Below are 25,315 nucleotides of genomic sequence, written 5' to 3'. Positions count from 1 at the left end.
GATTGTAGATTTATAGTCAACAGAAGAGGTTGATTATAGATTTTAAAACTGTATTTTTGATTAAAATTAGAATTTAGCTTTCGCGAAAGCGTAAAATAATAACCCTCACTGATAATTTTTCTAATATGAAACTAGACGAGATAGACAAAAAGATATTGCGTTTCCTACAACAGGACGCCAAAATCACAAATAAAGAGCTTTCTGCAAAGCTTAATCTCTCTGTAACTGCTATTTATGAGCGTGTAAAAAAGATGGAGCGCTCTGGAGTGATTGCACAGTATATTACACTTGTTAATAAGGATATCGTAGGGCTAGGTTTTCAGGTGTTTTGCCACGTAAAGCTAGAGAAGCACGCTCAAAATGCAATAGACTCTTTTGAAAAAGAGGTGACCGCGCTAGATGAGGTGCTAGAGTGTTTTCACGTAAGTGGTGACTATGATTATTTACTCAAAGTGCTGGTAAGAGATATGGAGCATTTTCGTAATTTTATGGTAACCAAGCTTACTACGCTTAAGTATATAGGGAGTACACAGAGCTCGTTTACTATAAGCGAGGTGAAAAACACTACAACAATCACGGTATGATGAATGGCAAGTATTATGTACTCACAGAGTTTTTTATATTATTCATAATACTACCATTAAGTCTATTATTACCCTATGACTTTAAGGTCAAGGTAGCTTCGGTTTTAATAGGTTTTACATATTTACTGGTGATGCTTTATAGAAGTAAGGCAGTAAAGTTTAAGGTTGAGCGGTCAATAAACTGGCTGTCTTTTTTTAAGGAGACAGCTGTGAAGCTTGTTGTTATAGCTATTGTTACTACCATTTACGTGTATATATTACAGCCTTCTAGCTTGTTTTGTGTACCACAGAGCAACCCAAAATTATGGGTGATGATATTGCTAGTGTACACCTTCTTATCTGTATGGCCGCAAGAGGTGATTTATAGAACTTTTTTCTTTAACCGTTATGATGGTTTCTTTAAAGACAAGCGATTGCTTATCGTGGTAAATGCGATTGTATTTGCAATGGCGCACTTATTTTTGCGCAACACCTTAGTGATTGTGCTTACATTTTTAGGAGGATTATTATTTGCTTATACCTTTAAGAAAACAAGATCTACCACACTAGTATCTATAGAGCACGCTTTATATGGTAACTGGTTATTTACAGTAGGGATGGGGCAGATGCTTGCCTTCCCAGGGATGGAAGCGTGTTAAAAAATACTTCTTAGATATTAAAAAAAGCCAATCGAAAGATTGGCTTTTTTTAAATATACTTCAGATTCTTTATAGTTCATCACTCGCTTCTTCTTGCCCCATCATCATTAGATATCCTTTTAAGAAGAGGTCTATATTACCATCTAGTACAGCATCTGTATTACCCGTCTCTACAGCGGTGCGCACGTCTTTTACAAGTTTGTAAGGATGTAATACGTAATTGCGTATTTGTGATCCCCACTCAATGGCTTTCTTATCTGCTTCTATCGCGTTACGGGCTTCCATTTGCTTGCGTAGTTCTAGCTCGTATAATTGAGAACGGAGCATCTGTAATGCTTTTGCTCGGTTATCGTGTTGTGATCGCGAGTCAGAACAAGAGATTTGTATACCCGTAGGGTGGTGGGTAAGTTGGACCTTAGTCTCCACCTTATTTACATTTTGCCCTCCAGCACCAGAAGATCTCGCCGTCACAATATCATAGTCTGCTGGATTGAGTTCTATCTCAATACTATCATCTACAAGTGGATACACATATACAGAGGCAAATGAGGTATGACGCTTTGCATTACTGTCAAAAGGGGAGATGCGCACCAGTCTGTGTACACCGTTTTCACCTTTAAGCCAGCCAAAGGCAAACTCACCTTCTATCTCTAGCGATACCGTTTTTATACCCGCTACATCACCTTCTTGAAAGTTAAGCTCTTTTACCTTCCAGCCTTGTTTTTCTGCATACATTAAATACATACGCATAAGCATAGATGCCCAGTCGCAACTCTCTGTACCACCGGCTCCGGCAGTAATCTGTAAGACACAGCTTAGCTCATCACCCTCTTCTGAGAGCATATTTCTAAACTCGATATCTTCTATAAAACTAGCCGCTTTCTCATAGCGTGCTTGTACATTTTCTTCTGGAGCTTCGCCTTCTTTTGCAAATTCATAGAGGACCTCTAGGTCTTCTACAAAGGTTTGAGCCTCCTCATAATCTGTTACCCATTTCTTTTTAGAACGTAAGGTTTTCATAAAGGCTTCAGCCTCTTTTGGGTCGTTCCAGAAATTTGGGTCAAAGGTTTTTTCTTCTTCGTTTTGTATCTCGATACGTTTGCGATCTACGTCAAAGATATCTCCTTAAGCCGTCTACGCGCTCTTGGAGTGATTTTATGTGGTCTGTTGTAATCATATGCTTCCCTTGCTGGGTATGTAATTTAAAATGCTATAAACTTCTAGGTGTTGAGAATGTGGGTTTTTACGCTTTCGCGAAAGCGTACTCATTACTCATCTAGTAAGTCTGGTCTTCTTTCTTTTGTTCTTATATATGCTTGTTCTTCTCGCCATTCTTCAATTTTAGGAGTGTTACCACTCGTTAAAATCTCAGGAACTTTCCAGCCATTATAATCTGCTGGGCGTGTGTAAATAGGTGGAGCGAGTAATCCATCTTGAAAACTATCTGTAAGCGCCGAAGTCTCATTACCTAGCACCCCAGGAATTAAACGTATCACCGCATCGCAAAGTATCAGAGCGCCAAGCTCTCCACCACTCAAGACGTAATCTCCTATGGATATTTCTTTAGTAATAAAATGATCTCTCACGCGCTGGTCTACACCTTTGTAATGACCACATAGTATGATAATATTACCTTTAAGCGATAGCGTGTTTGCCATACCTTGGTCTAGCGTCTCACCATCTGGAGTCATGTAGATTACCTCGTCATAATCACGCTCAGATTTGAGCTTAGAGATACATTTATCTATAGGCTCAATCTGCATCACCATTCCTGCACCACCACCAAACTGGTAGTCGTCTACTTGCTTATAATTTGTATCTGTGTAATCACGTAGATTATGAAACTGCACATCTACTAATCCTTTTGCAATTGAGCGCTGCATAATAGAAGCTTCAAAAGGGCTTTTAAGTAAATCTGGTACAACGGTAATGATATCTATTCTCATAATCTTAATAAGGTTGAGCTATTGTAATTGGGGTATTATACTAGCGAGCCCAAAAGTAATGTAAATCGGGGTCTTTATTAAATCCTAGGCGCTCATAAAGTTGTTGAGCAGGGTTTGTAGTCTCTGTTTGTAAAACGATGCCTTTTTGCTTTAATGATATACATAGTTCTTTTGCACTGTTTATGAGTAATGTACCTATACCTTTTCCACGGTGCGCAGGAGATATATATAAATCATTAAGCAGCATCATTCGCTCCATACTCACTGATGAGAAAAGCGGATAAAGTTGAGTAAATCCTACGGCTTCCGTTTCTTCTCTGTCATAAAAGGCTATGAAAATAGTGCTCTCATTATAGGTAAGCCTTTCTTTCAAAAATACGCTTGCTCCTTCCAGGTTTGAAGCTTGCCTATAGAATAGTCTATACCCGTCAAACAGTGGCGTTATGATATCTAAATCTTGTAAAGTTGCTTTGCGTATATGCATAAAAAAAATCTGTACTACAAAGTACAGATTTTTTGATTTTCTTAAAAATAAGCAGACTATCCTTTTGCAGACTTAAGTGCTTTGTTGCGCTCGTCTTGAAGCTGGCGTCCTAATTTTTGTTCTTTTTCAAGTGCCTTACGACGGTACTCATCAAACTCAACTTCTGTTTCATCAAGCTTGTGTTGTGCCTCTTTAGTAAGAACGTTACTACTTCTAAACTTGTATATAAAAAATACAAGTCCAAGTAATAAAAGACCAATAATGCTCCACATCATAGTCTGGTAACTTCCTTTACTCATCTGGATCCCAAAGAAGTTTATAGAATCTTTTTCTTCTTCTGTCTCTGCAAGCGTGAGCTGTATTTTTTCTAAGTCGGCGCTTACTTTTGAGGCAGCTGTTTGCTGCTTACTCATTTCAGACTTTAGATTTTCTATCTCTGTTTGTAATACATCAATACGTGCCTTTGCATTTTGTTGCAAGCGATTCATTTTTACCTTTTCAATAACTTTAAATTGCTGGTAGTTATTTGAACCTTCAATGACTTCGGTAAATTGTTCGTCTATTGTTTTGGTAGCATCTTGAGCCTGTGACACAGAAAATGACAGGAGGAATATAAAAGCAAGTGCTTTGGTAAAAAATCTCATATAGGTTGTTGTTTAAATATAATTGCGGCTAAAATATAGCTTTAATGCTTGCCTCGGTTTACAAAAATACGTCAAATTATAGCTTTTGGACTTTTTTATTAGAAATTAAGAATCATCTTAATCACTTTAACTTTTTGCAAGGCATTTTGGCGTTAGTTATTTTAATGATAAAGCCACCTCGGGAGGTGGCTTTATGTGTATTCTCAAGATTACTTACTAGTAAACTATCTTGTGTTTACATCACGCTTTCGCGAAAGCGTAACACCTACAAGTATAATCCTAGTAATATGTAAATCTGCGCACCTTTGCAATGTACTTGGCAAGGCGAATAACTTGATGGCTATACCCATACTCGTTATCATACCAAACGTAAAGCACAACGTTTTTACCGTCCTTACGGACTATTGTAGCATTACTGTCATAAATACTAGGAGCAGATGATCCTATGATGTCGCTAGATACGAGTTCGTTATCAATAGAATACTTGATTTGCTCTACAAGAGCTCCTTCAAGCGCATATTTTTTAAGAAGCGTGTTGATTCCCTTTATGCTTGTTTTCTTATTCAGTTCTAGATTAAGTATCGCAAGCGAACCGTTAGGCACAGGAACGCGTATCGCATTTGAAGTAAGTTTCCCTTCAAAATGTGGAAGCGCTTTACTTACTGCAGCTCCAGCACCAGTTTCTGTAATAACCATGTTAAGTGCAGCAGCACGACCTCTACGGTACTTGCTGTGCATGTTATCAACTAGATTCTGATCGTTAGTATATGCGTGTATTGTCTCTAGGTGTCCAGTTTGTACACCTAATGTGTCATCAATCGCTTTAAGAATAGGAGTGATAGCATTTGTAGTACAAGAAGCCGCAGAGAAAATATTGATTTCATCTGGGTTATTCTCTAGGTGGTTTACACCGTGTACAATGTTAGGAATCCCTTTTCCAGGAGCAGTAAGAAGTACTTTAGCAGCTCCTTTGCTTACTAAATGTCTACTTAACTGTTCTTTATCACGGAAGGCTCCAGTATTATCAATAACCAGCGCATCGTTTATCCCATAGACAGTATAGTCGATATCTTCTGGTGCATTTGCACTAATGAAGTTTACCGTAGTACCATTAATAATAAGTGCTTTGTTTTCTACATCTATAGACACAGTTCCAGTAAAGTCACCATGTACAGAGTCACTTTTAAGAAGACTTGCTCTTTTTTCAAGAACAGTTTGATCTACAACACCACGGGTAACTACAGCTCTAAGACGTAGCTGACTACCTTTACCAGTGCGAGTCATTAACTCTCTTGCAACAAGACGACCTATGCGTCCAAAACCGTAAAGAACAACATCCTTAGGCTCGATAGGAGTTACATTTTCGGCAGGCTTTAAGCGCTGCGCTACAAAACTAGTTGCATTTGCATTATCCTCTAGGTGATACTCATAAGTAAGTTTACCTATATCTAACTTAGATGGAGGAAGGTTAAGTTGCTTGATTGCTTCTGCAATTTCAACACTATCAAAAATGGAGATAGGCTTCCCTACAAAGGCACCTGCATACTCATGTAAATCTAGAATCTGACTCACGTTGCGATCCATTACTTGATTTCTAAATACTACAAGTTCTATGGCGTTGTCGTACCATAAATCACTAGCAATTTTAATAAACTCTACAGTTGCTCTACGGCGATCTGCTTGAAAGGATAGTTCTTTTTCGTACGTTTCTGATTGACTCATTACGATGTAGTTAAAAGGTTTGTTTTGGTTTTACGAAAATGTAAATTCACTTAAATTTTCGGCAAAAGTATATATTTTAAGTGGGTACGCAAACGATTTCGTGATTGAATTTAATGTAAAAAAATAACCCCTCCAGTATGGAAGGGTTATTCGCTTTTATGTGAGTATTGATTAATCGAAGATAAAACGGTTGCGTTCTCCTTTTCGATCTACAAAAACGATACTTACAGGCTCATTTACACTTTTGTTCTTAAAAATGTTTTTTACATCATCAATAGAGTTTACCATCACGTCATCTATCTCTGAGATTACGAGACCTTCAATTCTATAACGTTTCATAGCTTCTGTGAGCGTCTGGCTTATTACTACGCCATTTTTGGCTTTATACTTTGCAAGATCTTTTGGTGAAGCATTTTTAACTTGTATGCCTAGTCGTTCGATATCAAAAGTGATTGACTTTATTAATTTGACAGGTAATGTCATTTTAGTATCGTCTCTTAATATTTCAACTTGTACAACATCATCAGGTCGCTTTGAATTGATATATCCAGTAAGATCTGAAAATTTTGTAATATTAATATTGTCTAATTTCTTAATGATATCTCCAGTCTTTAATCCTGCTTTTTCTGCGCCACTTTCAAACTCTACACCAGCTACATAAAAACCTTCGGCAGTTTTTAGGTTTTCTGCTTCGGCAATTTCTGCAGTGAGTGTACCACCACTTACTCCTAAGATTCCTTTTTGTACAGAACCAAACTGCATGATGTCTTCCATGATCTTACGAGCGTTGTTTGAAGGTACTGCAAATGCGTATCCTACGTAAGATCCCGTTTGTGAGGTGATCGCAGTGTTGATACCAATTAACTCACCAAAGATGTTCACCAAAGCTCCACCGCTATTACCAGGGTTAATAGCTGCATCTGTTTGTATAAAAGACTGGTAGTTTGCATCGCGTTCATCTATATCACGAGCTTTTGCAGATACAATCCCTGCGGTTACTGTAGAGGTTAAATTAAATGGATTACCTACGGCAAGTACCCATTCTCCTACTTTTGTGCCGTCACTATCGCCAAAGGGAATATATGGCAGTTCCTCACCAGCATCTATTTTTAATATTGCGATGTCTGCCTTTGCGTCTTTACCTACCACTTCTGCCATGAAGGTTTTGTTGTTGTTTAAAGTGACTTCTACTTCTGTAGCGCCATCTATCACGTGGTTGTTTGTGATTATAAAGCCGTCGCCAGAGATGATAACTCCACTACCTGCACCTACAATGCCTTTGTTTGCCTGGCCGCCTCCTCTCAGATATTCCATCATATTACGAGGCTGTCTATATTCTTGCACGTTTTTAACGTGTACAACTCCGTTTACCGTTCTTTCGGCAGCTTCTGTAAAGTCTACACCACTTGCAGCAGCAGTGAGTGCTTCATAATTGACCGGTTTATAGGTAGGTGTATTATCTATCTGGGTAGGGTAAGAAGCTACTTGTACTGGCTCCTCAATAAAAAGTTTATATGATCCTAGCGTTATTGCGCCTGCTAGTACGGCGATTAAAAGTGTTCCTGCGATTTTTTTCATAGTCCGTTGCATTTAATCAATAATCGTTAAAATTAAAAATTTAGTATTTCTACGGTTTCTATTTAACTGCCATTTAACACGAGAAACGAAATCGAGATTTGCTATTTTTGTCGTAATAAAGCATTAAAAATGACAATCCCATTTTCAAAATATCAAGGTACTGGTAATGATTTTGTAATCATAGATAACCGTACTCAATACTTTCCCAAAGATGATACCAAACTCATCTCAAAGCTCTGTGACAGAAAGTTTGGCATAGGAGCAGATGGATTAATGCTGTTAGAAAATCATCCTTCGGCAGATTTTAGAATGGTGTACTATAATGCAGATGGTAATGAAAGTAGCATGTGTGGTAATGGTGGACGCTGCTTGGTAGCTTTCGCGAAAGCGTTATCTATCATCGAAAACAAGGCAACCTTTGAAGCGATAGATGGTTTACACGAGGCAAGCATAGAAGGTGATATCGTGCAGCTGAAGATGCAGGATGTATCTCAAATTAAGAAAGAAGCTGCTTACACATTTCTTGACACAGGCTCTCCACATCATATTGCAATGGTAGATGATGTAGAAAAAGTAAACGTAAAAGCTGAAGGAGCAGCATTGCGTTACGGTAGTTTATATGGTGAAGCGGGAAGTAATATAAACTTTGTACAGCAATTAGATAATGCTCATTTTGCAGTGCGCACCTATGAGCGTGGAGTAGAGGATGAAACGTTGAGCTGTGGGACAGGAGTAACAGCTGTTGCAATCGCAGCACATACAAATGGCTTAACCACTAGCAATAAAGTAGCGCTAGATGTACAAGGTGGGAAACTGTCTGTACAGTTTGAGAAAACTAATGATGGGTATTCTAATATCTACTTAATAGGTCCTGCAACCTTTGTCTTTAAAGGGGAATGGTAATGAAAACATTACAAGGCACCCATTGCTATTTAAGAGCACTTGAACCAGAAGATATTGATCACGTGTATCGTGTGGAAAATGATGAAAGTTTATGGAGTGTGGGAGAGACGCTCGTTCCATTTTCTAAATACGTGCTTAAAGAATACTTAGCAAATAGCCACCGTGATATCTTTGACGTACGTCAACTGCGTTTAGTAATATGTGATAGTATTTCGCACAGTTTTGTAGGTCTTATTGATGTATTTGATTTTGATCCACATAATTTAAGAGCAGGTATAGGTATTGTAATTGCTGGCGAAGAAGACAAAAGAAAAGGCTATGCCACAGAGAGTATAAGTCTTCTCAAAAATTACTGCAATACACATCTTAATTTACACCAACTGTATGCTAATATAGAAGAGGATAATAAGGCAAGTATCTCACTATTTGAAAAAGCAGGTTTTGAGTTAATAGGCATTAAAAAACAGTGGAGACGTAAACGCAGTCTCACTACAGGAAAAGAATCATATATAAACGAATTACTATACCAACACATATTCTAGATGTACATTAAAAAGATTTTACTACTTATAGTTGCCATAGGCATTGTTATAGGAGGCGTATTTGCTTACACAGTATACACTTCTATTTTTTCTGACAACACTGCGTTTAATAATGATCGCGCGCATTTATACATTGCAACAGGATCTGCTTTTAATGATGTGGTTGCAGATCTCTCGCCGCTTTTAAAAGACGAGGATTCCTTTATTACTGTAGCCGAAAAGAAAGGATATAATGATAATGTGAGACCTGGTCATTACATTATAAAGAAAGGGATGAGTAATAATGAGATTATTAATACCATCCGTATTAAAAATACACCTGTAAAAGTCGCTTTTAATAATCAAGAACGTTTACAAGATATGGCGGGCAGGGTAGCAACCCAAATAGAAGCAGACAGTACATCGCTTATTACGGCAATGCTAGATACAAACTTCTTGAGAGAACATGACTTTAATAATGACACTGCACTCACTATGTATATCCCTAATAGCTACGAGTTTTTCTGGAACACAAGTGCAGAGGATTTTAGAGCAAGAATGCTCAGTGAGTATAAAAAATTCTGGAACGCCACCAGATTGGCCAAAGCCGAAGCGCTTAACCTTACACCTCAAGAAGTATACTCGATAGCAGCCATTGTGCAAAAGGAAACTGCCAAAACTGACGAGAGACCAAGAGTGGCAGGAGTTTACCTTAATAGACTTAAAAAAGGCATTAAACTAGATGCAGACCCTACGGTTATCTATGCTGTAAAAAAGGAAAAGAATGATTGGGATATGGTCATAAAGCGTGTGCTTTATAAAGATCTAGAAGTAGACTCTCCATATAACACTTATAGAAACAGAGGTATTCCTCCAGGACCTATATTTATGCCAGATGTCACAGCTATTCAAGCTGTGCTCAATCCAGAAAAGCATGACTACTACTATTTTGTAGCAGATGTAAAGAACTTTGGATATCACAAGTTTGCTAAGACGCTATCACAGCACAATGCAAATAGCGCTGCATATAGACGCTGGATCAACAATAAAGGCATCAATCGTTAAGTCCTTGTTAACTTTCATGTTAACGGGTATTAAATGATATTTCTAACACACTAAACCTCCTTATATTGAAGTTGTTACCGTGATTCTCATAGAAGCGCGGTTAACAGAAAATTCCTGTTACAGGAATATGTTCTTTTAATTACAATAGAATAATGGCAAGCCGTGCTTGCAAGCTCTTATGAGAATTACTAAAGATTAGATCACACTAAGTGGTCGGTAATTGTAAACTTTAATTCGATTCATTATATGAAGAGACGTTATTTACTATTAGTAGTATTGCTACCTGTGTTATTTATAATATCTACAGGCTTCATTGTAAAAGATGATAATGGCAATGCGATAGCCGCAATGTGGTTCAAAAACCAGGCAGATACTTTTGTAACTCCTACGCTTGAATCATTTGTACCCGATTTTCCAGGAGGATTTAATAGTCCTGTTTTGGGAACATCGTATATAGGCTTTAAAGAAGCTTTAGCTTTTAGTGAGTCCAGTGGTAATTATTTTGCAGTAAACAGACTTGGTTATAAAGGCAGATACCAGTTTGGTCAATCTACTCTTAAGTGGGTAGGTGTAGACAGTGCAAGAGATTTTATGAATTCTCCAGCCATGCAAGAAAGTGCATTTGATGCGCTTGTTGCAAGGAATAAATATGTTTTACGTGAGTATATCACTGCCTTTGATGGTAAAACAATAGGAGGTCATAAAGTTACCGAAAGCGGTCTCATAGCTGCGGCACATTTATGCGGAGCTGGAAACGTTAAGAAATTTCTTGACTCTGGTGGTGAGGATGTATTTGCAGATGCAAATAATGTACCTCTCACATCTTATCTAAGTCGTTTTGGCAACTTTGATACATCAATTATCCCCGCAAATGCGTCGGCAAAGGCTACTTTATAATTACTAAAAACCCAGACACTAATAGGTCTGGGTTTTTTATTGCTCTTTATTTAAGAGTCTTTATAGTGGAATGCCTTATGTTAAAATAGTGTTATGTCTTGTTATGGAGGAAGTTTTCTGGTCTACTTTTGCACCGTTATTGTATCGTCTATTGGTGTAAATTGACGTTTTGGAGTGGGATTGATTGTAGAGAGGAGAGCGTTTTTAAGTCTATTAGGTGTTGTGAGAGGTGTTAATAATCTCGTAAATACAAGTAAATGAGCACGGAAGAGTGCTTTTGGGTGGTTTGCCGCTGAGGCTTGTCCATTACTCAAGATAGTTGTATTTTTGCGCGCCGAAATAGAGAGCACTTTAAGAAAGGTTTTAATTATAACCTTTTGGCGATCGAAAAGCGACCCTATGTTAAGAAACTTGACTAAAGTTACTGTATTACCTTTTATGTTAGGTATTCTGATGTTTTCCCCAGCATCTGAAGAAACATATGATTTTACTCACTACGCTACAGATGGAGCATCTCTAGATTATAGTGTTGCCCTTCCTGATGAAACTGAAGAAGTTTCATTTGTTTTTAATCCTACACCACTTACTAGAAAAAATTACACAGGTTTTAAAGAAGCACTTGCTTTTAAAGAATCGAGAGGTGATTACTTAACAATTAACCGTTTTGGTTATTTGGGTAAATACCAGTTTGGTGCATCTACGCTTGACCTTCTTGGTATTACAGATGGATCTGAATTTTTAGCAGATCCGCTACTTCAAGAACAGGCCTTTTTATTGAATGCTTCCCGTAATAAATGGGTTCTTAGACGTGATATTAAGCGTTTTGAAGGACGCTGGATTGCAGGTGTACGAGTGACGGAGTCTGGAATACTTGCCGCAGCTCACCTTGCTGGACCTGGTAGTGTAAAGAAGTTTTTAAGATCTGGTGGAGAAATTGGTTTTGCAGATGCCTTTGGTACTAACATACGTAGCTATATGAAGCGATTTTCTGGTTATGATGTGTCTAATGTAAAAGCAGTAAAATACCCGTCCATTAATAAATCAACAGCTAGTCTTTAAAAGGTATAGCTTAGATAATAATATAAGACATCCAGTATCGTATAGATGCTGGATGTTTTTTTATACGCTTTCGCGAAAGCGTAATTACCCACACCAGTAAGTCTGTCACTCTCGATGAGCATGCCGATATTTAAAGTATCCTGCTACCTTTAGAAGATTGCAAAATGTCAGTTTGTCACTTATGTCGTTGTGGTACTTTTTTCGCTTTAAGCGAAGAACAATTATTACAAATCAAAACACATATAACATGTCAACAGGAAAAATTAATGTATCGGTAGAGAATATCTTTCCGCTTATTAAGAAGTTCTTATATAGTGATCACGAGATTTTCTTACGTGAGCTTATCTCAAACGCAACAGATGCAACCCTTAAGTTAAAACACCTTACCTCTATAGGTGAGTCTACAGCTGAGTATGGAAATCCTCAGATAGAAGTAAAAATAGACAAGGAAGGGAAGAAGCTTCATATTATAGATCAAGGTCTAGGGATGACGCAAGAAGAGGTTGAGAAGTATATTAACCAACTTGCATTTTCTGGAGCAGAAGAGTTTTTAAACAAGTATGAAGATGGTGCTAAGGATACAGGAATCATAGGGCACTTTGGTCTTGGTTTTTACTCGGCATTTATGGTGGCAGAGAAGGTAGAGATTATTACAAAGTCACATAAAGATGAGCCAGCAGCACACTGGACGTGTGATGGTAGTCCTAACTTTACACTAGAAGCGGCAGATAAGACAGAGCGCGGTACAGAGATTATCTTACACATCGCAGAAGATAGTACAGAGTTTCTTGAAGAAGGACGCATCGCGGGACTGCTTTCTAAGTACAACAAGTTTATGCCAGTGCCAATTAAGTTTGGTATGAAAACAGAGACGCTTCCTAAGCCAGAAGATGCAAAGGAAGAAGATCCAGCTCCTACACAAGAGGTTGATAATATTATAAACAACCCTAACCCAGCCTGGACAAAGCAACCAGCAGATCTTGAAGAGGAAGATTATAAAAACTTCTATCAAGAGCTGTATCCTTCAAACTTTGACGAGCCGTTATTTAATATACACCTTAATGTAGATTATCCTTTTAACCTAACAGGAATTTTATACTTCCCTAAGTTAGGACAGGATATGAACATGCAGAAGGATCGCATACAGTTATATCAAAACCAAGTTTTTGTAACTGATAATGTAGAAGGTATTGTACCAGAATTCTTAACGATGCTACGTGGTGTGATAGATTCTCCAGACATCCCACTTAACGTATCTCGTAGTTACTTACAGGCAGATGGAGCAGTAAAGAAAATTTCTGGTTACATCTCTCGTAAGGTGGCAGATAAGCTTAAGTCACTCTTTAATAACGATAGAGAAGATTTTGAAAAGAAATGGAATGACATCAAACTCGTTATAGAGTACGGGATGTTATCTGAAGATAAGTTCTTTGAGAAGGCAGACAAGTTTGCACTATACCCTACCGTAGATAATACATTCTTTACTTGGGAAGAGCTTGAAGCAAAAATCAAAGAAAACCAAGTAGATAAAGACGGGAAGACTGTTGTACTTTATGCAAGTGATACAGATGCACAGCACTCATACATACAGAGCGCAAAAGACAAAGGATATGAAGTATTATTACTAGATTCTCCTATTGTATCTCACTTAATCCAGAAGCTAGAGACTAGTAAAGAAAACGTAACTTTTGTACGTGTAGATGGTGATCATATAGATAACCTTATTAAAAAGGACGAAGAGCAAATCTCAAAACTCTCTGACGACGAGAAGGAGACTGTAAAAACAGCTATTACAGATGCTATTGCAAACACGTCTTACACGGTGCAAGTAGAAGCGATGGATAGTAATGCTGCACCATTTATCATCACACAGCCAGAGTTTATGCGCCGTATGAAGGAGATGCAACAAGCCGGTGGTGGCGGAGGTATGAATATGTTTGGTAATATGCCAGAGATGTACAACCTAGTAGTAAATGGTAACCACGAGCTGGTTACAGAGATACTCAATGCAGATACAGATGAGGCTAAAAAGCGTTTAATCACACAATCATTTGATCTAGCAAAGCTTTCTCAAAACCTCCTTAAAGGAGAGGAGCTTACTAGCTTTATCAAGCGTTCTTACGAGATGATTAAATAATTATACTCGATATTTTTTATATCTAGTAAGAAGTAAATTTTATAAAAGCCACTTTTCATTTATGGAAAGTGGCTTTTTGATTTTATAAAAGCGTAACTTTTTAAGTAGCTTACCGTCTTATGAGATAGTAGGGTAATAACTTCGCTCGCTACTGTGCAAACAACTACAATTAATAAACAATAAAGATTATGTCACTTACTCCTTCTAATATGCTCGAGCTGGGCACAAAAGCCCCAGAATTCCAACTTGTAGATACAGTTACAAATCAGCTGTGTAGTTATCATGATATTAAAGGAGAACGTGGTACTGTGGTGATGTTCATATGCAATCACTGTCCTTTTGTAGTGCACGTAATTGATGAGATTGTGCGTATAGCAAACGATTACCGAGTGCTCGGTTTTGGTTTTGTGGCGATAAGCAGCAATGATATAGTTGCATATCCTCAAGACGGGCCAGAGATGATGTGGCAAAATGCTCGTAAAAACAGCTTTACTTTTCCTTATCTACTTGATGAGACTCAAGAAGTGGCAAAAAATTATGACGCCGCCTGCACGCCAGATTTCTTTGTTTTTGGGCCTAATGACAAGTTGGTGTATCGCGGTCAGCTAGATAATAGTCGTCCGGGTAATGGAATTCCTGTAAATGGACGTGACCTTAGAGAGGCGCTAGATAACATTTTTAATAGTAAGCCACAGTCTACACTCCAAAAGCCAAGCATGGGTTGTAACATCAAGTGGAAATCATAAATAGTGTAGTGGGATGAGTACGCTTTCGCGAAAGCGTGACTCAATAAATTTATCTTTTAAAATTCTTAAATATCAGCAAGCGTTAGAGTCGCAGTCTAGAAGTAAGCCGAAAGTAAAGACCGCAAAATCAAAGTAGTGCCACTTAAAATTAAGTTTTTAGGTGCTAGATTTTTTGCTCTCCCTTTTTCTGCTATTTTTACGTAAATCCTAGACTATTGGAAATTTTAGAAAATCTGCGCATCTTAGACGGTATCGACATTTTGCTCGTTGCTACTTTGATGTTTTACTTATACAGGCTCGTTAAGGGAACAGTTGCTATAAATATCTTTATAGGTATTGTGGTGATTTACCTTATTTGGCAGCTCACAGTACTTCTCAAAATGGAAATGCTTAGTACTATACTAGGGCAGTTTATAGGTGTGGGTATGTTTGCGCTCATTGTAGTCTTCCAGCAAGAAATCAGAAAGTTTTTATTACTCATAGGAAGCACAAACCTCACCAAGGGCGGACTCTTTAAGAATTTTAATTTTTCAAAAAAAGAAGGTGTTCTTAATTTAGATATTCATGCAATTCTAGGAGCTTGTGAGAATATGAGTAACACCAAGACAGGTGCACTTATCATAATAAGGAGAGCAACAAGTCTAGAATTTGTAAAAGATACGGGAGACCGTATGGAGATTGAGGTAAACAGACCTATTATAGAAAGTGTTTTTTATAAGAACTCTACGTTACACGATGGTGCAATGATTATTGAGGATAATAAAATAACAGCAACACGTGTTATTTTACCCGTAACTCAAGAACGTAATATTCCTTTACGCTTTGGACTTAGGCATCGTGCTGCAGTAGGAATTACAGAAAAGACAGACGCACTTGCCCTAGTGGTAAGTGAAGAGAGTGGTGCTATTAACTATATAAAGGATGGTGAGTTTGTACTCTTTGATACCATAGATGAGTTGCGTATTTTACTAGAAGAAGAATTGATGTAACGCTATGTCTAAGAAACCATCAGATAATAGTAAAATAGATAAAAAGAGTAGTAAGCCTGCTAAACAAAGGAGAGATGTCCTCGTAGTTTCTGATCACTGTAAAAACTGCGGAACCCCAGTACAACTAGACCAGCGATTCTGTTCTCATTGTGGGGCAAAGCGCATGTATAATAGGCTCAATACCCGTAATCTTCTAGAGGACTTCACAGAGCGTTTTCTCAATATTGAGAATGTATTCTTAAAAACCTTTATTGTATTATTTACCGCACCAGAAGATGTGATTAATGGGTATGTAGAAGGTCTTAGAAAAAGATACATGTCTGCATTTGGGTATTTTGCTGTAGCACTTACCATCACGAGTGTCTATACTTTTTTCTTTAGAAATTGGTTTATTGATTCTGAAAGTTTCTCTGAGTTTTCAAATGGATTTGCTAGCGGATTCAAATCTTCTGATACTACAATATTGAATGATTACATGGACTTTGTGTTTGATTATCAAAGTCTCTTTAGTTTTCTATGTATTCCGCTGTATGCTGTGATTTCAAAACTGGTTTTTTGGAACTATAAGCAGTATAATTTTATAGAGCATATTGTCATCTATTTATACACCTATTCTCAGGTTCAGATTTTAATGTCTGTGCTTGGTATGCTCTTCATCTGGTCAGATATGGCGCAGGTGATTTTAGGAGTAGTGACTACTGTATTTCCTGTAATTTATACGATTTATGTACTCTATAGAATATTTGACTTAACAATAGAAAAGGCTATACTTAAAACTATACTATTTCTAGCCATACTATTACCACTATCATGCTTTTTTATGAGTGCTGTGGGCGGGATTATGTATGCTACAGGTATGCTTGACGAGTTTGTAGCAAATGTAAAACAGCAATCAGAGTTAACCAGAGCAGCTCGAGAAGCCGCTGTAAAAGCAAAGGACTCTATACGTGTAGATAGTATCAAAGCAGCTGTGCAAATCGTAAAAGATACGCTCAATTAATCTCTTGAATATTAAAACCAACCTATGTCTAAGTTATCTCGCGCTGAGAAAAAAGCTTTAAAAAAGAAACAGAACCAACTAGAAGTAAAGGATACCTGTGTAAACTGCGAGCAATTTATAGCGCTAGATCAAAGGTTTTGCTCACACTGTGGAGGTAAGCGTATTTACAATAAACTCACGTGGCGTAATCTACTAGAAGACTTTGTAGATCGATTTTTTAATCTAGAAAATTCCTTTATCAAAACATTTGTTGCAATGTTTCGCCAGCCAGAAGATGTGATAGGTGGTTACATAAATGGAATGCGCAAGAAATACCTTCCTGCCTTTAGCTACTTTGCGATTGCGATTACTTTTACGAGTGTTTATTATTATTTACTTAAAAGCTGGTTTTGGGATAATTATATGACTGCACAAAAACTTGTTTATGATGAGTCTGTGCCGCAAGCGCAGCTAGAGCTTCAAGAAAGTATTGCCACCCTTTTTATGGAAAATCAATCACTATATATGTTTTTGATAATTCCATTTTTTGCGGTGATGTCCAAAATAATCTTTTGGAATTATAAAAAATATAATCTCGTAGAGCATTTTGTAATCTATTTATATGTCTATAGTCACTTTTCTATGATAAGTGTTGTAATGCAAATTGCATTTATATGGAGTCCTACTGCACTTAATATTCTAAGTGTAATAGTATTTTTATTAATGCTTATTTATACTATTTACGTGCTTAAAAGATTGTTTAAACTCACTATGGCTAGTGTGCTTGTAAAGACGCTTTTTTTCTTTTTAATATTTACCGTTTTTTCCTGTGTGTTAAGCTTACCAATAGTTGCCCTGGGTTTTATGTCTGCAATTGAGGTGAATCAAAACGGTGAAAAAGAAATAGACGACAGCAATTTTATAGGGAAATTTATGAAAATGGCCCAAGAACAAGAACGCCAAAAGAAAATCAAAGACTCCATAAAAAAAGACAGTCTCAAACGTTTAGAGTTTGAGCTAGAGATCACTCCAGATATGATTAAAAATAGACCTCAGTAGGTATACGCTTTCGCGAAAGCGTAACAACAATATTGTTCTCATAAAAATCTCTTAAACGAGTGGTGATTGTGAGCCTTTATTTGGTACTTTACTAGACCCAGCATAAAGTAATATATGAAACTATTTAAAAAAGAATTTACCAATAATGAGATCCTATTCTACGTAAGGCGTGCCTTGTGGATTCTCTTTGCGTGGATGCTGGTGGCAAATATTATTTTTCTTTATGACTATGCAACGCTATCATCTGCAGATGCACTTACGTCAGATTTTGATTTTGAAGTTTCTTTTAAGGCAAACTTGCTAGTGTCCATTATGGCTGGCTTGATAGGTGGGATTTTTACCGTTAATATTATGGAGCTGTGGTTACGTAAATATGCATTCTGGAGAGCGCTTATCTACATCACATTACTCTACATAGTTATTGCATTTATTGTGGGCACCGTAGGAGCTTATTACTATTATGCAGATTATTTAGGGTTGCAATTAACTAGCGACGCGCTTTTTAATCGTGTTTCCTCATTTTATACAGAGCATATTTTTATAAAGAATTTTGTTGTTTGGCTATTCATAGTCCTGTTCACGCTTATCATTTTGATGATTAATGATAAGTATGGTCCGGGCGTTTTTCCAGATTATTTGATGGGGCGTTATTTCCACCCTAAAACAGAAACGCGCATTTTTATGTTTGCAGATATTAGAGACGCCACCAGAATTGCCGAAAAACTGGGCGAACAAGAATACTTCAATTTTTTAAAGGATTTTTTTAATGATATCGCTCCAGCTATTATGCAAACTAAGGGCGAGGTATATCAATACGTAGGTGACGAGGTTGTTATCACTTGGAAGATGAAGAACGGCGTAAAAAATGCAAATGCCTTGCGCTGTTATTATCGTATGAAAAATACGATTTACAAGAAATCTATAAAATATTACAAGCGCTATAACGCTTTACCCGATTTTAAAGTTGGCTTTCATTATGGCCAAGTGACGGTAGGGGAGCTGGGCAAAATAAAGAGAGATATTGCCTTTTCTGGAGATGTACTTAATACAACGGCTCGTATACAGAGCATGTGTAATGAGAAGGGTGTAGATATTCTTGCATCCAAAGCTTTTGCAAACATTTTACCTAAGTTACCAGGCACTACACGAGTCGTTCCCGTAGGAGATGAGCTTCTTAAAGGTAAAAAAGAAGAAGTGTCGCTAGTGACTTTTGAGCAGGGGAATGTGAATTAAGATCTAAGCATGATTGCGCTTTCGCGAAAATGTGCTCAACAGAATAACATTGAGAACTAGCTAGCTTCTGCTTGTGTAAACTGTACTTCATACAGATTACGGTAATGTCCATCTTCCTTAGCGAGAAGTTCTTTATGGGTTCCTTGCTCGATGATTTTACCTTTTTCCATTACAATAATTTGATCTGCTTTTTTAATAGTAGCAAGGCGGTGAGCAATGACAATAGAGGTTCTTCCCTTAGTGATTTTATTAATCGCTTTTTGAATTAACTGCTCACTGTGTGAATCTACAGATGAGGTAGCTTCATCTAGTACGAGGATAGATGGATTGCTTACATAAGCTCTTAAAAATGCTATGAGCTGGCGCTGGCCGCTAGAAAGCATTGAGCCTCGCTCTTTTACATTATAGTGATATCCATCAGGAAGACTAGAAATAAATTTATGAACGCCTATAGTCTTTGCGCTTTCTATCACCGTTTCCTCAGAAATGTCCGGATTGTTAAGCGTGATATTGTTTAAAATAGTGTCGGCAAAAAGGAATACGTCTTGTAACACAACAGCAATCTCATTTCTTAGATTGTTCAGTTTTATGTCTTTAATGTCTGTCCCGTCTAGTAATATCTTACCGCTATCTATCTCATAAAACCTACTAAGCAAGTTAATGATAGTAGATTTTCCTGCACCTGTAGATCCTACAATGGCAATGGTTTGTCCAGGTGTTGCAGTAAGTGATATTCCCTTGAGCACCTCCTCATTTTCTATGTAAGAAAATCTAACGTCCTCAAAATCTATTTTCCCCTGTACGTTGTCTAGTTCTAAAGTCCCTACGTCTTTAATAGATGATTGGGTGTCTAAAATGCCAAAAACACGATTTGCAGCAACCATTCCCATTTGTAAGGTGTTGAACTTATCTGCTATCTGTCTAAGCGGTGTAAAGAGCATCTGTATGTAGCTTATAAACGCAGTGATTAGTCCTATGGTGATAATATCACTTTGCGCAGCTTTAAGACCTCCGTACCACACGATAAGACCTATGGTAACAGAAGTACATATCTCTGCGATAGGGAAGAAGATGGAGTTGTACCACACGGTCTTGTTCCACGCGTCCATGTGCTTTTTATTAATCGCTTGGAATTTTTTATGCTCGATAGCTTCACGGTTAAAGATCTGGACGATTTTCATCCCAGTCACACGTTCTTGTACAAAGGTGTTGAGGTTTGCTACTTGCGTGCGTACTTCTTCAAAAGCTACTTTCATCGCTTTTTGAAATACACGAGTTGCATATAAAATCACCGGGAAAACAGCAAGAACAATGAGTGTAAGTCTCCAGCTCTCATAAAACATAAATGCAAGCACGACACTCATCTTTAATAAATCTGCTATAATCATAAACAGACCTTGAGAGAAGATACTTGAGATGGTCTCGATATCACCTACAGCTCTGGTTACTAATCTCCCCACTGCCGACTTGTCAAAATATTGCATCTTGAACGCAAGCATGTGATCAAAAAGTTTTACTCTTATATCCTTAATTACTTGTTGTCCTATCCAGTTAGAAAAATAAATAAATAGCAATTGAAAAAGAACTTCGCCAAAAAGTACAGCGGCCATAAGCCTTATATAAAAGAATAAGTCATCACTAGATCGTTGTGATATCCCTAAGTCTATGGCGTTTTTAAGAAAATAAGGTCGCAGCGCGGCACAGAGAGAAAGTACGATGGCGGCTACGGCAGCTACATATAATCTACTGCGATACGGTGTTGTAAAAGCAAGTAAACGTTTAAATAATTGCGTATCAAAAGCTTTTCCTTTAGTCTCTGCCATGATCTTTATAAATTGTTTCTGGGTATAAAATCTCTGTCAAATATAAACCACGTCCAGGAACAGATTTTCCTGCTTGTGATCTACTTTTGCCAGTGATTACCTCGTGCATCCATGCAACGTCTCTTTTTCCTTCTCCTATCTCTAATAATGTTCCTACAATGGCTCGTACCATATTGCGTAAAAATCTATTTGCAGTGATATGAAAGTGGTACTCATCTTCTGTCTCTATCCACTCTGCACGAGTAATATCACAAAGATAGGTGTTAACGTCAGTATTTGATTTAGAAAAGCACTCAAAATCCTTATAGTCCAGGAGTATTGCCGCAGCATTGTTCATGGCATCAAGATCTACGTCATAGCGTAGCGTAGGTGCATAATCTGACGTAAAAGGGTTTTTATGTTTCCCTATGCGATACACATAAGATCTACTCGTAGCATCAAAGCGAGTATGTGCTTTATCTGCCACTTCAAAAATGCGTTTAAATGCGATATCTTTTGGCAAAAATCGGTTGAACTTATGGGTAAGATGATCTATGCCTTCCTGAGTAGAAAACTGGTCATCATTCCAGTCAAAGTGCGCATACATTTGTGTAGCATGTACACCGGCGTCAGTGCGTCCTGCTCCCATAATTTGGACGGGTTTTCGCAAGATTGTAGAGAGTGATTTTTCTATCGTTTCTTGTACCGTCACAGCGTCAGGTTGTCGCTGCCAGCCGTGGTAGTGTTTTCCAAAGTAAGAAAGCTCGATAAAGTAACGCACTGTGTTGTATTTTTGTGGCAAATATACGCTTTCGCGAAAGCGCACTCAAATGAAAAAGATACTCCTACTAAGCGATACACATAGTTATATAGATGATCATATCTTGGGTCACGTAGACTGGGCAGACGAGGTCTGGCATGCTGGCGACATAGGTGACTTAAAAGTGACAGATGCAATAGCAAAAAGAAAACCGCTTCGAGCTGTTTTTGGAAATATAGATGACACAGAGGCGCGACAAGAATTTCCTCTTAATAACAGGTTTGTTTGTGAAGGGGTAGATGTTTTGATTACTCACATAGGAGGTTATCCAGGAAGATACTCTCCAGCCATACGCGAGGAGATTTATAGTAACCCACCTAAGCTTTTTATTTGCGGGCATAGCCACATCTTAAAGGTGATGCCAGATAAAAAAAGAGGACTACTACATATGAATCCAGGAGCGATAGGTAAACATGGCTTTCACAAAGTGCGCACTATGCTCAGATTTACAGTTCATGCAGGCAAGATTGAGAATCTTGAGGTGATTGAAGTGGAGCGATAGTTGAGGTTCTTAGGTGTTGATTTTCAATATGGAAGGCTTCTGAATTGAGGATTGTAATACTTGAAGCTTACATTGTGTAGGATTGTAACATTTTCGCGCAAGCATATTTGCCTTCCCACTAGTAAATAGTATCTTTGCAGCTCATTAAAAATAAGGATAATGCAAGACGGAATTTACGCAAAGATACATACGCCAAAAGGCGAAATTACTTTAAAATTAGAGCACGAGAAGACGCCAGGAACGGTAGGAAACTTTGTAGCACTAGCAGAAGGTAACCTTGAGAACTCACAAAAGCCTCAAGGAACTCCATATTATGACGGTTTAAAATTTCATCGTGTAATTCCTGATTTTATGATCCAAGGTGGTTGCCCACTAGGAACGGGAACTGGTGATGGAGGATACAAATTTGATGATGAGATTCACCCAGACTTGAAGCATGATGCTCCAGGAAAACTTTCTATGGCAAATGCAGGTCCAGGAACAAACGGTACTCAGTTTTTTATTACACACATCCCTACAGATTGGTTAGACGGTAAGCACACTGTTTTTGGTAACGTTGTTGAAGGACAAGAAGTTGTAAATGCAGTGGCTCAAGGTGATGAGATGACAAAAATCGAAATCATTAGAGTAGGAGCAGAGGCAGAAGCATGGAACGCTGTTGAAGCTTTTAGAACTTTTGAAGGTTCAAGAGCAAAGCGCATTGAAGAAGAAAGAGCAGCTCAGGCTGCAGAGATTGAAGCACTAGCTACAGGTTTTGAAACTACAGCTAGCGGTTTGCGCTACCAGATTATACAAAAAGGTAGTGGAGCAAAAGCAGAAAAAGGTAAAACCGTTTCTGTACATTACAAAGGAGCACTTCCTGATGGAACTGTGTTTGATAGCTCATTTAAAAGAAATCAACCTATTGATTTTCAATTAGGAGTAGGACAAGTAATTCCAGGATGGGATGAGGGGATTTCTTTATTAAACGTAGGAGATAAAGCACGTTTAGTAATTCCTTCAGATTTAGGATACGGAAGCGCTGGTGCAGGTGGAGTAATTCCTCCTAATGCAACATTAGTATTTGACGTAGAGCTCGTTGCTGTAAAGTAATTAGTTTCTGATATATATATTAAAAGGTCTGACTTGCGTCAGACCTTTTTTTATGGAATTGTGTCAATTATGTTTTGTATCGCAAAGCTTTGCTATTTTTGATGATATGGAAACACTACAATATCCTATAGGAAAATTTCAAGCACCTGCGCAGATTAATCAAGAACATCTCACAGCGTGGATTGAAACTTTAGACCAATTGCCTGCTAGACTACGAGCACTTACAAAGGATTTAAGTGACCAGCAGCTAGATACCCCATATAGACCTGAAGGATGGACAGTGCGCCAAGTCGTGCATCATCTAGCAGATAGTCATCACAATAGTTACATACGTTTTAAATGGGCACTTACAGAAGATAATCCTATTATCAAAGCGTATGACGAGAAGGCATGGACAATGCTGCCTGATCTAGAAGCATCACCTATAGAATGGTCACTGCGACATCTTGAGGTGATCCATCACAAACTGGTGCAATTACTTAAGGTAATGACAGAAGAACAGTACAATAGAAACTTCACACATCCCGACGGAAATAAGGTAGTAACCTTAAAAGAAAATCTAGGGCACTACGCATGGCATAGTAGTCATCACTATGCGCATATAGAAAACTTAATGAAAAGAAGTAATTGGTAGCAATACACACAACGCATAAAAAAGTCCCACATAGTGAACTATGTGGGACTTTTATTTGACAGCAATGTACTACTTACAACTAATTACCATTTTATAATGGAGCTAGCCCAAGTGAACCCACTTCCAAAAGCTGCTAGAACCACTGTGTCACCTTCTTTTATTTTTCCATTTTCCCAAGCTTCGGTAAGGGCAATTGGGATAGAAGCTGCGGTTGTGTTACCGTATTTCTGGATATTGTTATATACCTTATCATCGCTCAGCTTAAACTTTTTCTGCACAAACTGCGAGATACGTAAGTTAGCTTGATGTGGGATAAGCATGTCAATATCTGACACCTCTAGGTTATTCTTTTGTAAACCTTCCATAATTACTTCAGAGAAGCGTACTACGGCATTTTTAAATACAAACTGGCCGTTCATATAAGGATAGTAAGGTATATCCTCTTGCGGATTAGTCTCTATAAGCTCAGGAACCCATTGCTCTGTGCTTGGCCCTTTAAGAGAAAGCTCAAGTGCATGCTCACCTTCACTATGTAAGTGAGAAGAAAGAATACCTTTATTAGTATCCTCTTCACGAGAAAGTACCGCTGCACCTGCACCGTCACCAAATATGACAGAAACACTGCGCCCACGAGTAGTAAAGTCAAGACCACCACTATGATTTTCTGATCCTATTACAAGTACATTTTTATACATACCAGATTTAATAAACTGATCTGCTGTAGCCAGTGCATAGATGAATCCAGAACACTGATTACGCACATCTAGTGCAGGAACCGTCTCCATACCCATTAAGTGTTGTACTTGCACACCACATCCAGGGAAGTAATAATCTGGACTAAGCGTTGCAAAAACAATCATGTCGATATCCTTGTTTGTCAAGCCTGCGCGTTCTATTGCTATTTCGGCAGCTTTTACGCCCATTTTTGCAGTAGAGTTGCCATCACCCTTTTTTATATGTCTTCTTTCTTTTATACCTGTGCGTTCTTGAATCCATTCATCATTTGTATCCATCAGTTTTGATAGATCATCGTTTGTTACCACGTTTTCGGGAACGTACTTACCAAGACCGGTAATTTTAGAATTATACATAGTGTGTGATGTGTGTTTGAAAGAGTGTTTTGTGACTAGATACGCTTTCGCGAAAGCGTACTTGTCAATTTATCGGCTGTAAAGATACTTTTTTTCATGGCGGGGATAAAGCGTAAATGAATCATTTATTATGCATGCATAAGATAGCGAGAGATAAACATAAAAAAGAGCGCCCGACTAAAAGCGCTCT

General features: G+C 37.9%; 26 protein-coding genes. 16 read left to right on the top strand and 10 right to left on the bottom strand.

Features of this window, described 5'->3' with window-relative positions; genetic code table 11:
- The first annotated feature begins 125 nt into the window (after positions 1 to 125).
- Together D017_RS00390 and D017_RS00385 are read left to right on the top strand one after the other, a co-directional pair.
- The gene (locus D017_RS00390) at positions 126 to 584 is read left to right on the top strand and encodes an Lrp/AsnC family transcriptional regulator (RefSeq protein ID WP_035334043.1); all 459 of its coding nucleotides are present in this window, start codon (positions 126 to 128) and stop codon (positions 582 to 584) included.
- Positions 581 to 1,222 (top strand): CPBP family intramembrane glutamic endopeptidase, encoded by a 642-nt coding sequence (locus D017_RS00385; RefSeq protein WP_225969315.1) that lies wholly within the window; start codon positions 581 to 583, stop codon positions 1,220 to 1,222. Before D017_RS00390 ends, D017_RS00385 begins: the two co-directional genes overlap by 4 nt.
- Positions 1,223 to 1,291: 69 nt before the next feature.
- Here the strand turns inward: D017_RS00385 and prfB are convergent.
- The 6 genes from prfB to D017_RS00355 form a co-directional block, all read right to left on the bottom strand.
- Positions 1,292 to 2,399 (bottom strand): peptide chain release factor 2 gene (gene prfB, locus D017_RS00380; RefSeq protein WP_148305630.1). Its coding sequence is split into 2 segments (ribosomal slippage): positions 1,292 to 2,335 and positions 2,337 to 2,399, totalling 1,107 coding nucleotides; the frame shifts between segments, so codons are not numbered across the junction.
- A gap of 91 nt (positions 2,400 to 2,490) precedes the next feature.
- Complete coding sequence (trmD, locus tag D017_RS00375) at positions 2,491 to 3,168, bottom strand: tRNA (guanosine(37)-N1)-methyltransferase TrmD (protein WP_035334041.1); 678 nt, start codon at positions 3,166 to 3,168, stop codon at positions 2,491 to 2,493.
- Between the two features lie 40 nt (positions 3,169 to 3,208).
- Complete coding sequence (locus tag D017_RS00370) at positions 3,209 to 3,652, bottom strand: GNAT family N-acetyltransferase (protein WP_035334040.1); 444 nt, start codon at positions 3,650 to 3,652, stop codon at positions 3,209 to 3,211.
- A gap of 56 nt (positions 3,653 to 3,708) precedes the next feature.
- Complete coding sequence (locus tag D017_RS00365) at positions 3,709 to 4,296, bottom strand: hypothetical protein (RefSeq protein ID WP_035334038.1); 588 nt, start codon at positions 4,294 to 4,296, stop codon at positions 3,709 to 3,711.
- A gap of 279 nt (positions 4,297 to 4,575) precedes the next feature.
- The gene (locus tag D017_RS00360; protein WP_035334036.1) at positions 4,576 to 6,018 is read right to left on the bottom strand and encodes a glyceraldehyde-3-phosphate dehydrogenase; all 1,443 of its coding nucleotides are present in this window, start codon (positions 6,016 to 6,018) and stop codon (positions 4,576 to 4,578) included.
- A 171-nt stretch (positions 6,019 to 6,189) separates the two neighbouring features.
- A complete protein-coding gene (locus tag D017_RS00355) occupies positions 6,190 to 7,596 on the bottom strand; it encodes a trypsin-like peptidase domain-containing protein (protein ID WP_035334035.1) in 1,407 nt (468 codons plus the stop codon).
- Between the two features lie 129 nt (positions 7,597 to 7,725).
- On the opposite strand from D017_RS00355, the gene dapF reads away from it, so the two are divergent.
- From dapF to D017_RS00325, 5 genes are all read left to right on the top strand, one after another.
- Positions 7,726 to 8,499 carry a diaminopimelate epimerase gene (dapF, locus tag D017_RS00350; RefSeq protein WP_035334033.1) on the top strand — a complete coding sequence of 258 codons (774 nt, stop codon included), beginning with the start codon at positions 7,726 to 7,728 and terminating at the stop codon, positions 8,497 to 8,499.
- On the top strand, positions 8,499 to 9,041 hold the full coding sequence (locus tag D017_RS00345) for a GNAT family N-acetyltransferase (protein ID WP_035337738.1): 543 nt from the start codon (positions 8,499 to 8,501) through the stop codon (positions 9,039 to 9,041). The genes dapF and D017_RS00345 overlap by 1 nt, the downstream gene beginning before the upstream one ends.
- Positions 9,042 to 10,085 (top strand): endolytic transglycosylase MltG, encoded by a 1,044-nt coding sequence (gene mltG, locus D017_RS00340; RefSeq protein WP_035334032.1) that lies wholly within the window; start codon positions 9,042 to 9,044, stop codon positions 10,083 to 10,085.
- Between the two features lie 246 nt (positions 10,086 to 10,331).
- The gene (locus D017_RS00335) at positions 10,332 to 10,982 is read left to right on the top strand and encodes a hypothetical protein (RefSeq protein WP_035334031.1); all 651 of its coding nucleotides are present in this window, start codon (positions 10,332 to 10,334) and stop codon (positions 10,980 to 10,982) included.
- 399 nt (positions 10,983 to 11,381) lie between these two features.
- Positions 11,382 to 12,041 carry a hypothetical protein gene (locus D017_RS00325; RefSeq protein ID WP_035334029.1) on the top strand — a complete coding sequence of 220 codons (660 nt, stop codon included), beginning with the start codon at positions 11,382 to 11,384 and terminating at the stop codon, positions 12,039 to 12,041.
- Here D017_RS00325 and D017_RS15500 read toward each other — a convergent pair.
- Positions 12,038 to 12,163 (bottom strand): hypothetical protein, encoded by a 126-nt coding sequence (locus tag D017_RS15500; RefSeq protein WP_262485446.1) that lies wholly within the window; start codon positions 12,161 to 12,163, stop codon positions 12,038 to 12,040. The two genes, D017_RS00325 and D017_RS15500, sit on opposite strands and share 4 nt — an antisense overlap.
- 125 nt (positions 12,164 to 12,288) lie before the next feature.
- Here D017_RS15500 and htpG point away from each other — a divergent pair, with 125 nt between their 5' ends.
- From htpG to D017_RS00295, 6 genes are all read left to right on the top strand, one after another.
- Complete coding sequence (gene htpG / locus D017_RS00320; protein ID WP_035334027.1) at positions 12,289 to 14,178, top strand: molecular chaperone HtpG; 1,890 nt, start codon at positions 12,289 to 12,291, stop codon at positions 14,176 to 14,178.
- Positions 14,179 to 14,366: 188 nt separating this feature from the next.
- The gene (locus D017_RS00315) at positions 14,367 to 14,924 is read left to right on the top strand and encodes a thioredoxin family protein (RefSeq protein WP_035334026.1); all 558 of its coding nucleotides are present in this window, start codon (positions 14,367 to 14,369) and stop codon (positions 14,922 to 14,924) included.
- A 215-nt stretch (positions 14,925 to 15,139) separates the two neighbouring features.
- Entirely contained in the window at positions 15,140 to 15,913 is a 774-nt protein-coding gene (locus D017_RS00310) for a diadenylate cyclase (RefSeq protein WP_035334025.1), read from the top strand.
- 4 nt (positions 15,914 to 15,917) lie between these two features.
- Complete coding sequence (locus D017_RS14865; protein WP_051583749.1) at positions 15,918 to 16,913, top strand: DUF3667 domain-containing protein; 996 nt, start codon at positions 15,918 to 15,920, stop codon at positions 16,911 to 16,913.
- A gap of 24 nt (positions 16,914 to 16,937) precedes the next feature.
- Positions 16,938 to 17,951, top strand: coding sequence for a DUF3667 domain-containing protein (locus tag D017_RS00300; RefSeq protein ID WP_035334022.1), 1,014 nt, complete (start codon positions 16,938 to 16,940; stop codon positions 17,949 to 17,951).
- Between the two features lie 114 nt (positions 17,952 to 18,065).
- Positions 18,066 to 19,184: an adenylate/guanylate cyclase domain-containing protein gene (locus tag D017_RS00295; RefSeq protein ID WP_035334021.1), complete on the top strand. Its 1,119-nt coding sequence runs from the start codon at positions 18,066 to 18,068 to the stop codon at positions 19,182 to 19,184.
- Between the two features lie 56 nt (positions 19,185 to 19,240).
- Here D017_RS00295 and D017_RS00290 read toward each other — a convergent pair whose 3' ends face one another.
- Positions 19,241 to 21,007, bottom strand: coding sequence for an ABC transporter ATP-binding protein (locus tag D017_RS00290; protein ID WP_035334020.1), 1,767 nt, complete (start codon positions 21,005 to 21,007; stop codon positions 19,241 to 19,243).
- Complete coding sequence (gene truA, locus D017_RS00285; protein WP_035337734.1) at positions 20,994 to 21,767, bottom strand: tRNA pseudouridine(38-40) synthase TruA; 774 nt, start codon at positions 21,765 to 21,767, stop codon at positions 20,994 to 20,996. The genes D017_RS00290 and truA overlap by 14 nt, the downstream gene beginning before the upstream one ends.
- Before the next feature lie 49 nt (positions 21,768 to 21,816).
- Between truA and D017_RS00280 the strand changes: the two genes are divergently transcribed.
- From D017_RS00280 to D017_RS00270, 3 genes are all read left to right on the top strand, one after another.
- Entirely contained in the window at positions 21,817 to 22,308 is a 492-nt protein-coding gene (locus D017_RS00280) for a metallophosphoesterase family protein (RefSeq protein WP_035334018.1), read from the top strand.
- Between the two features lie 159 nt (positions 22,309 to 22,467).
- Positions 22,468 to 23,400: a peptidylprolyl isomerase gene (locus D017_RS00275; RefSeq protein ID WP_035334017.1), complete on the top strand. Its 933-nt coding sequence runs from the start codon at positions 22,468 to 22,470 to the stop codon at positions 23,398 to 23,400.
- A gap of 106 nt (positions 23,401 to 23,506) precedes the next feature.
- Entirely contained in the window at positions 23,507 to 24,034 is a 528-nt protein-coding gene (locus tag D017_RS00270; RefSeq protein ID WP_035337732.1) for a YfiT family bacillithiol transferase, read from the top strand.
- A gap of 83 nt (positions 24,035 to 24,117) precedes the next feature.
- On the opposite strand, the gene D017_RS00265 is transcribed toward D017_RS00270, so the two are convergent.
- Positions 24,118 to 25,125 carry a beta-ketoacyl-ACP synthase III gene (locus D017_RS00265; RefSeq protein ID WP_035334015.1) on the bottom strand — a complete coding sequence of 336 codons (1,008 nt, stop codon included), beginning with the start codon at positions 25,123 to 25,125 and terminating at the stop codon, positions 24,118 to 24,120.
- Between the last annotated feature and the right edge of the window lie 190 nt (positions 25,126 to 25,315).

Source organism: Dokdonia sp. PRO95 (genome assembly GCF_000355805.1).
Taxonomy (GTDB): domain Bacteria; phylum Bacteroidota; class Bacteroidia; order Flavobacteriales; family Flavobacteriaceae; genus Dokdonia.
The sequence above is the reverse complement of the archived record's forward strand: the minus strand, read 5'-3'. Positions and strand labels throughout refer to the sequence as shown.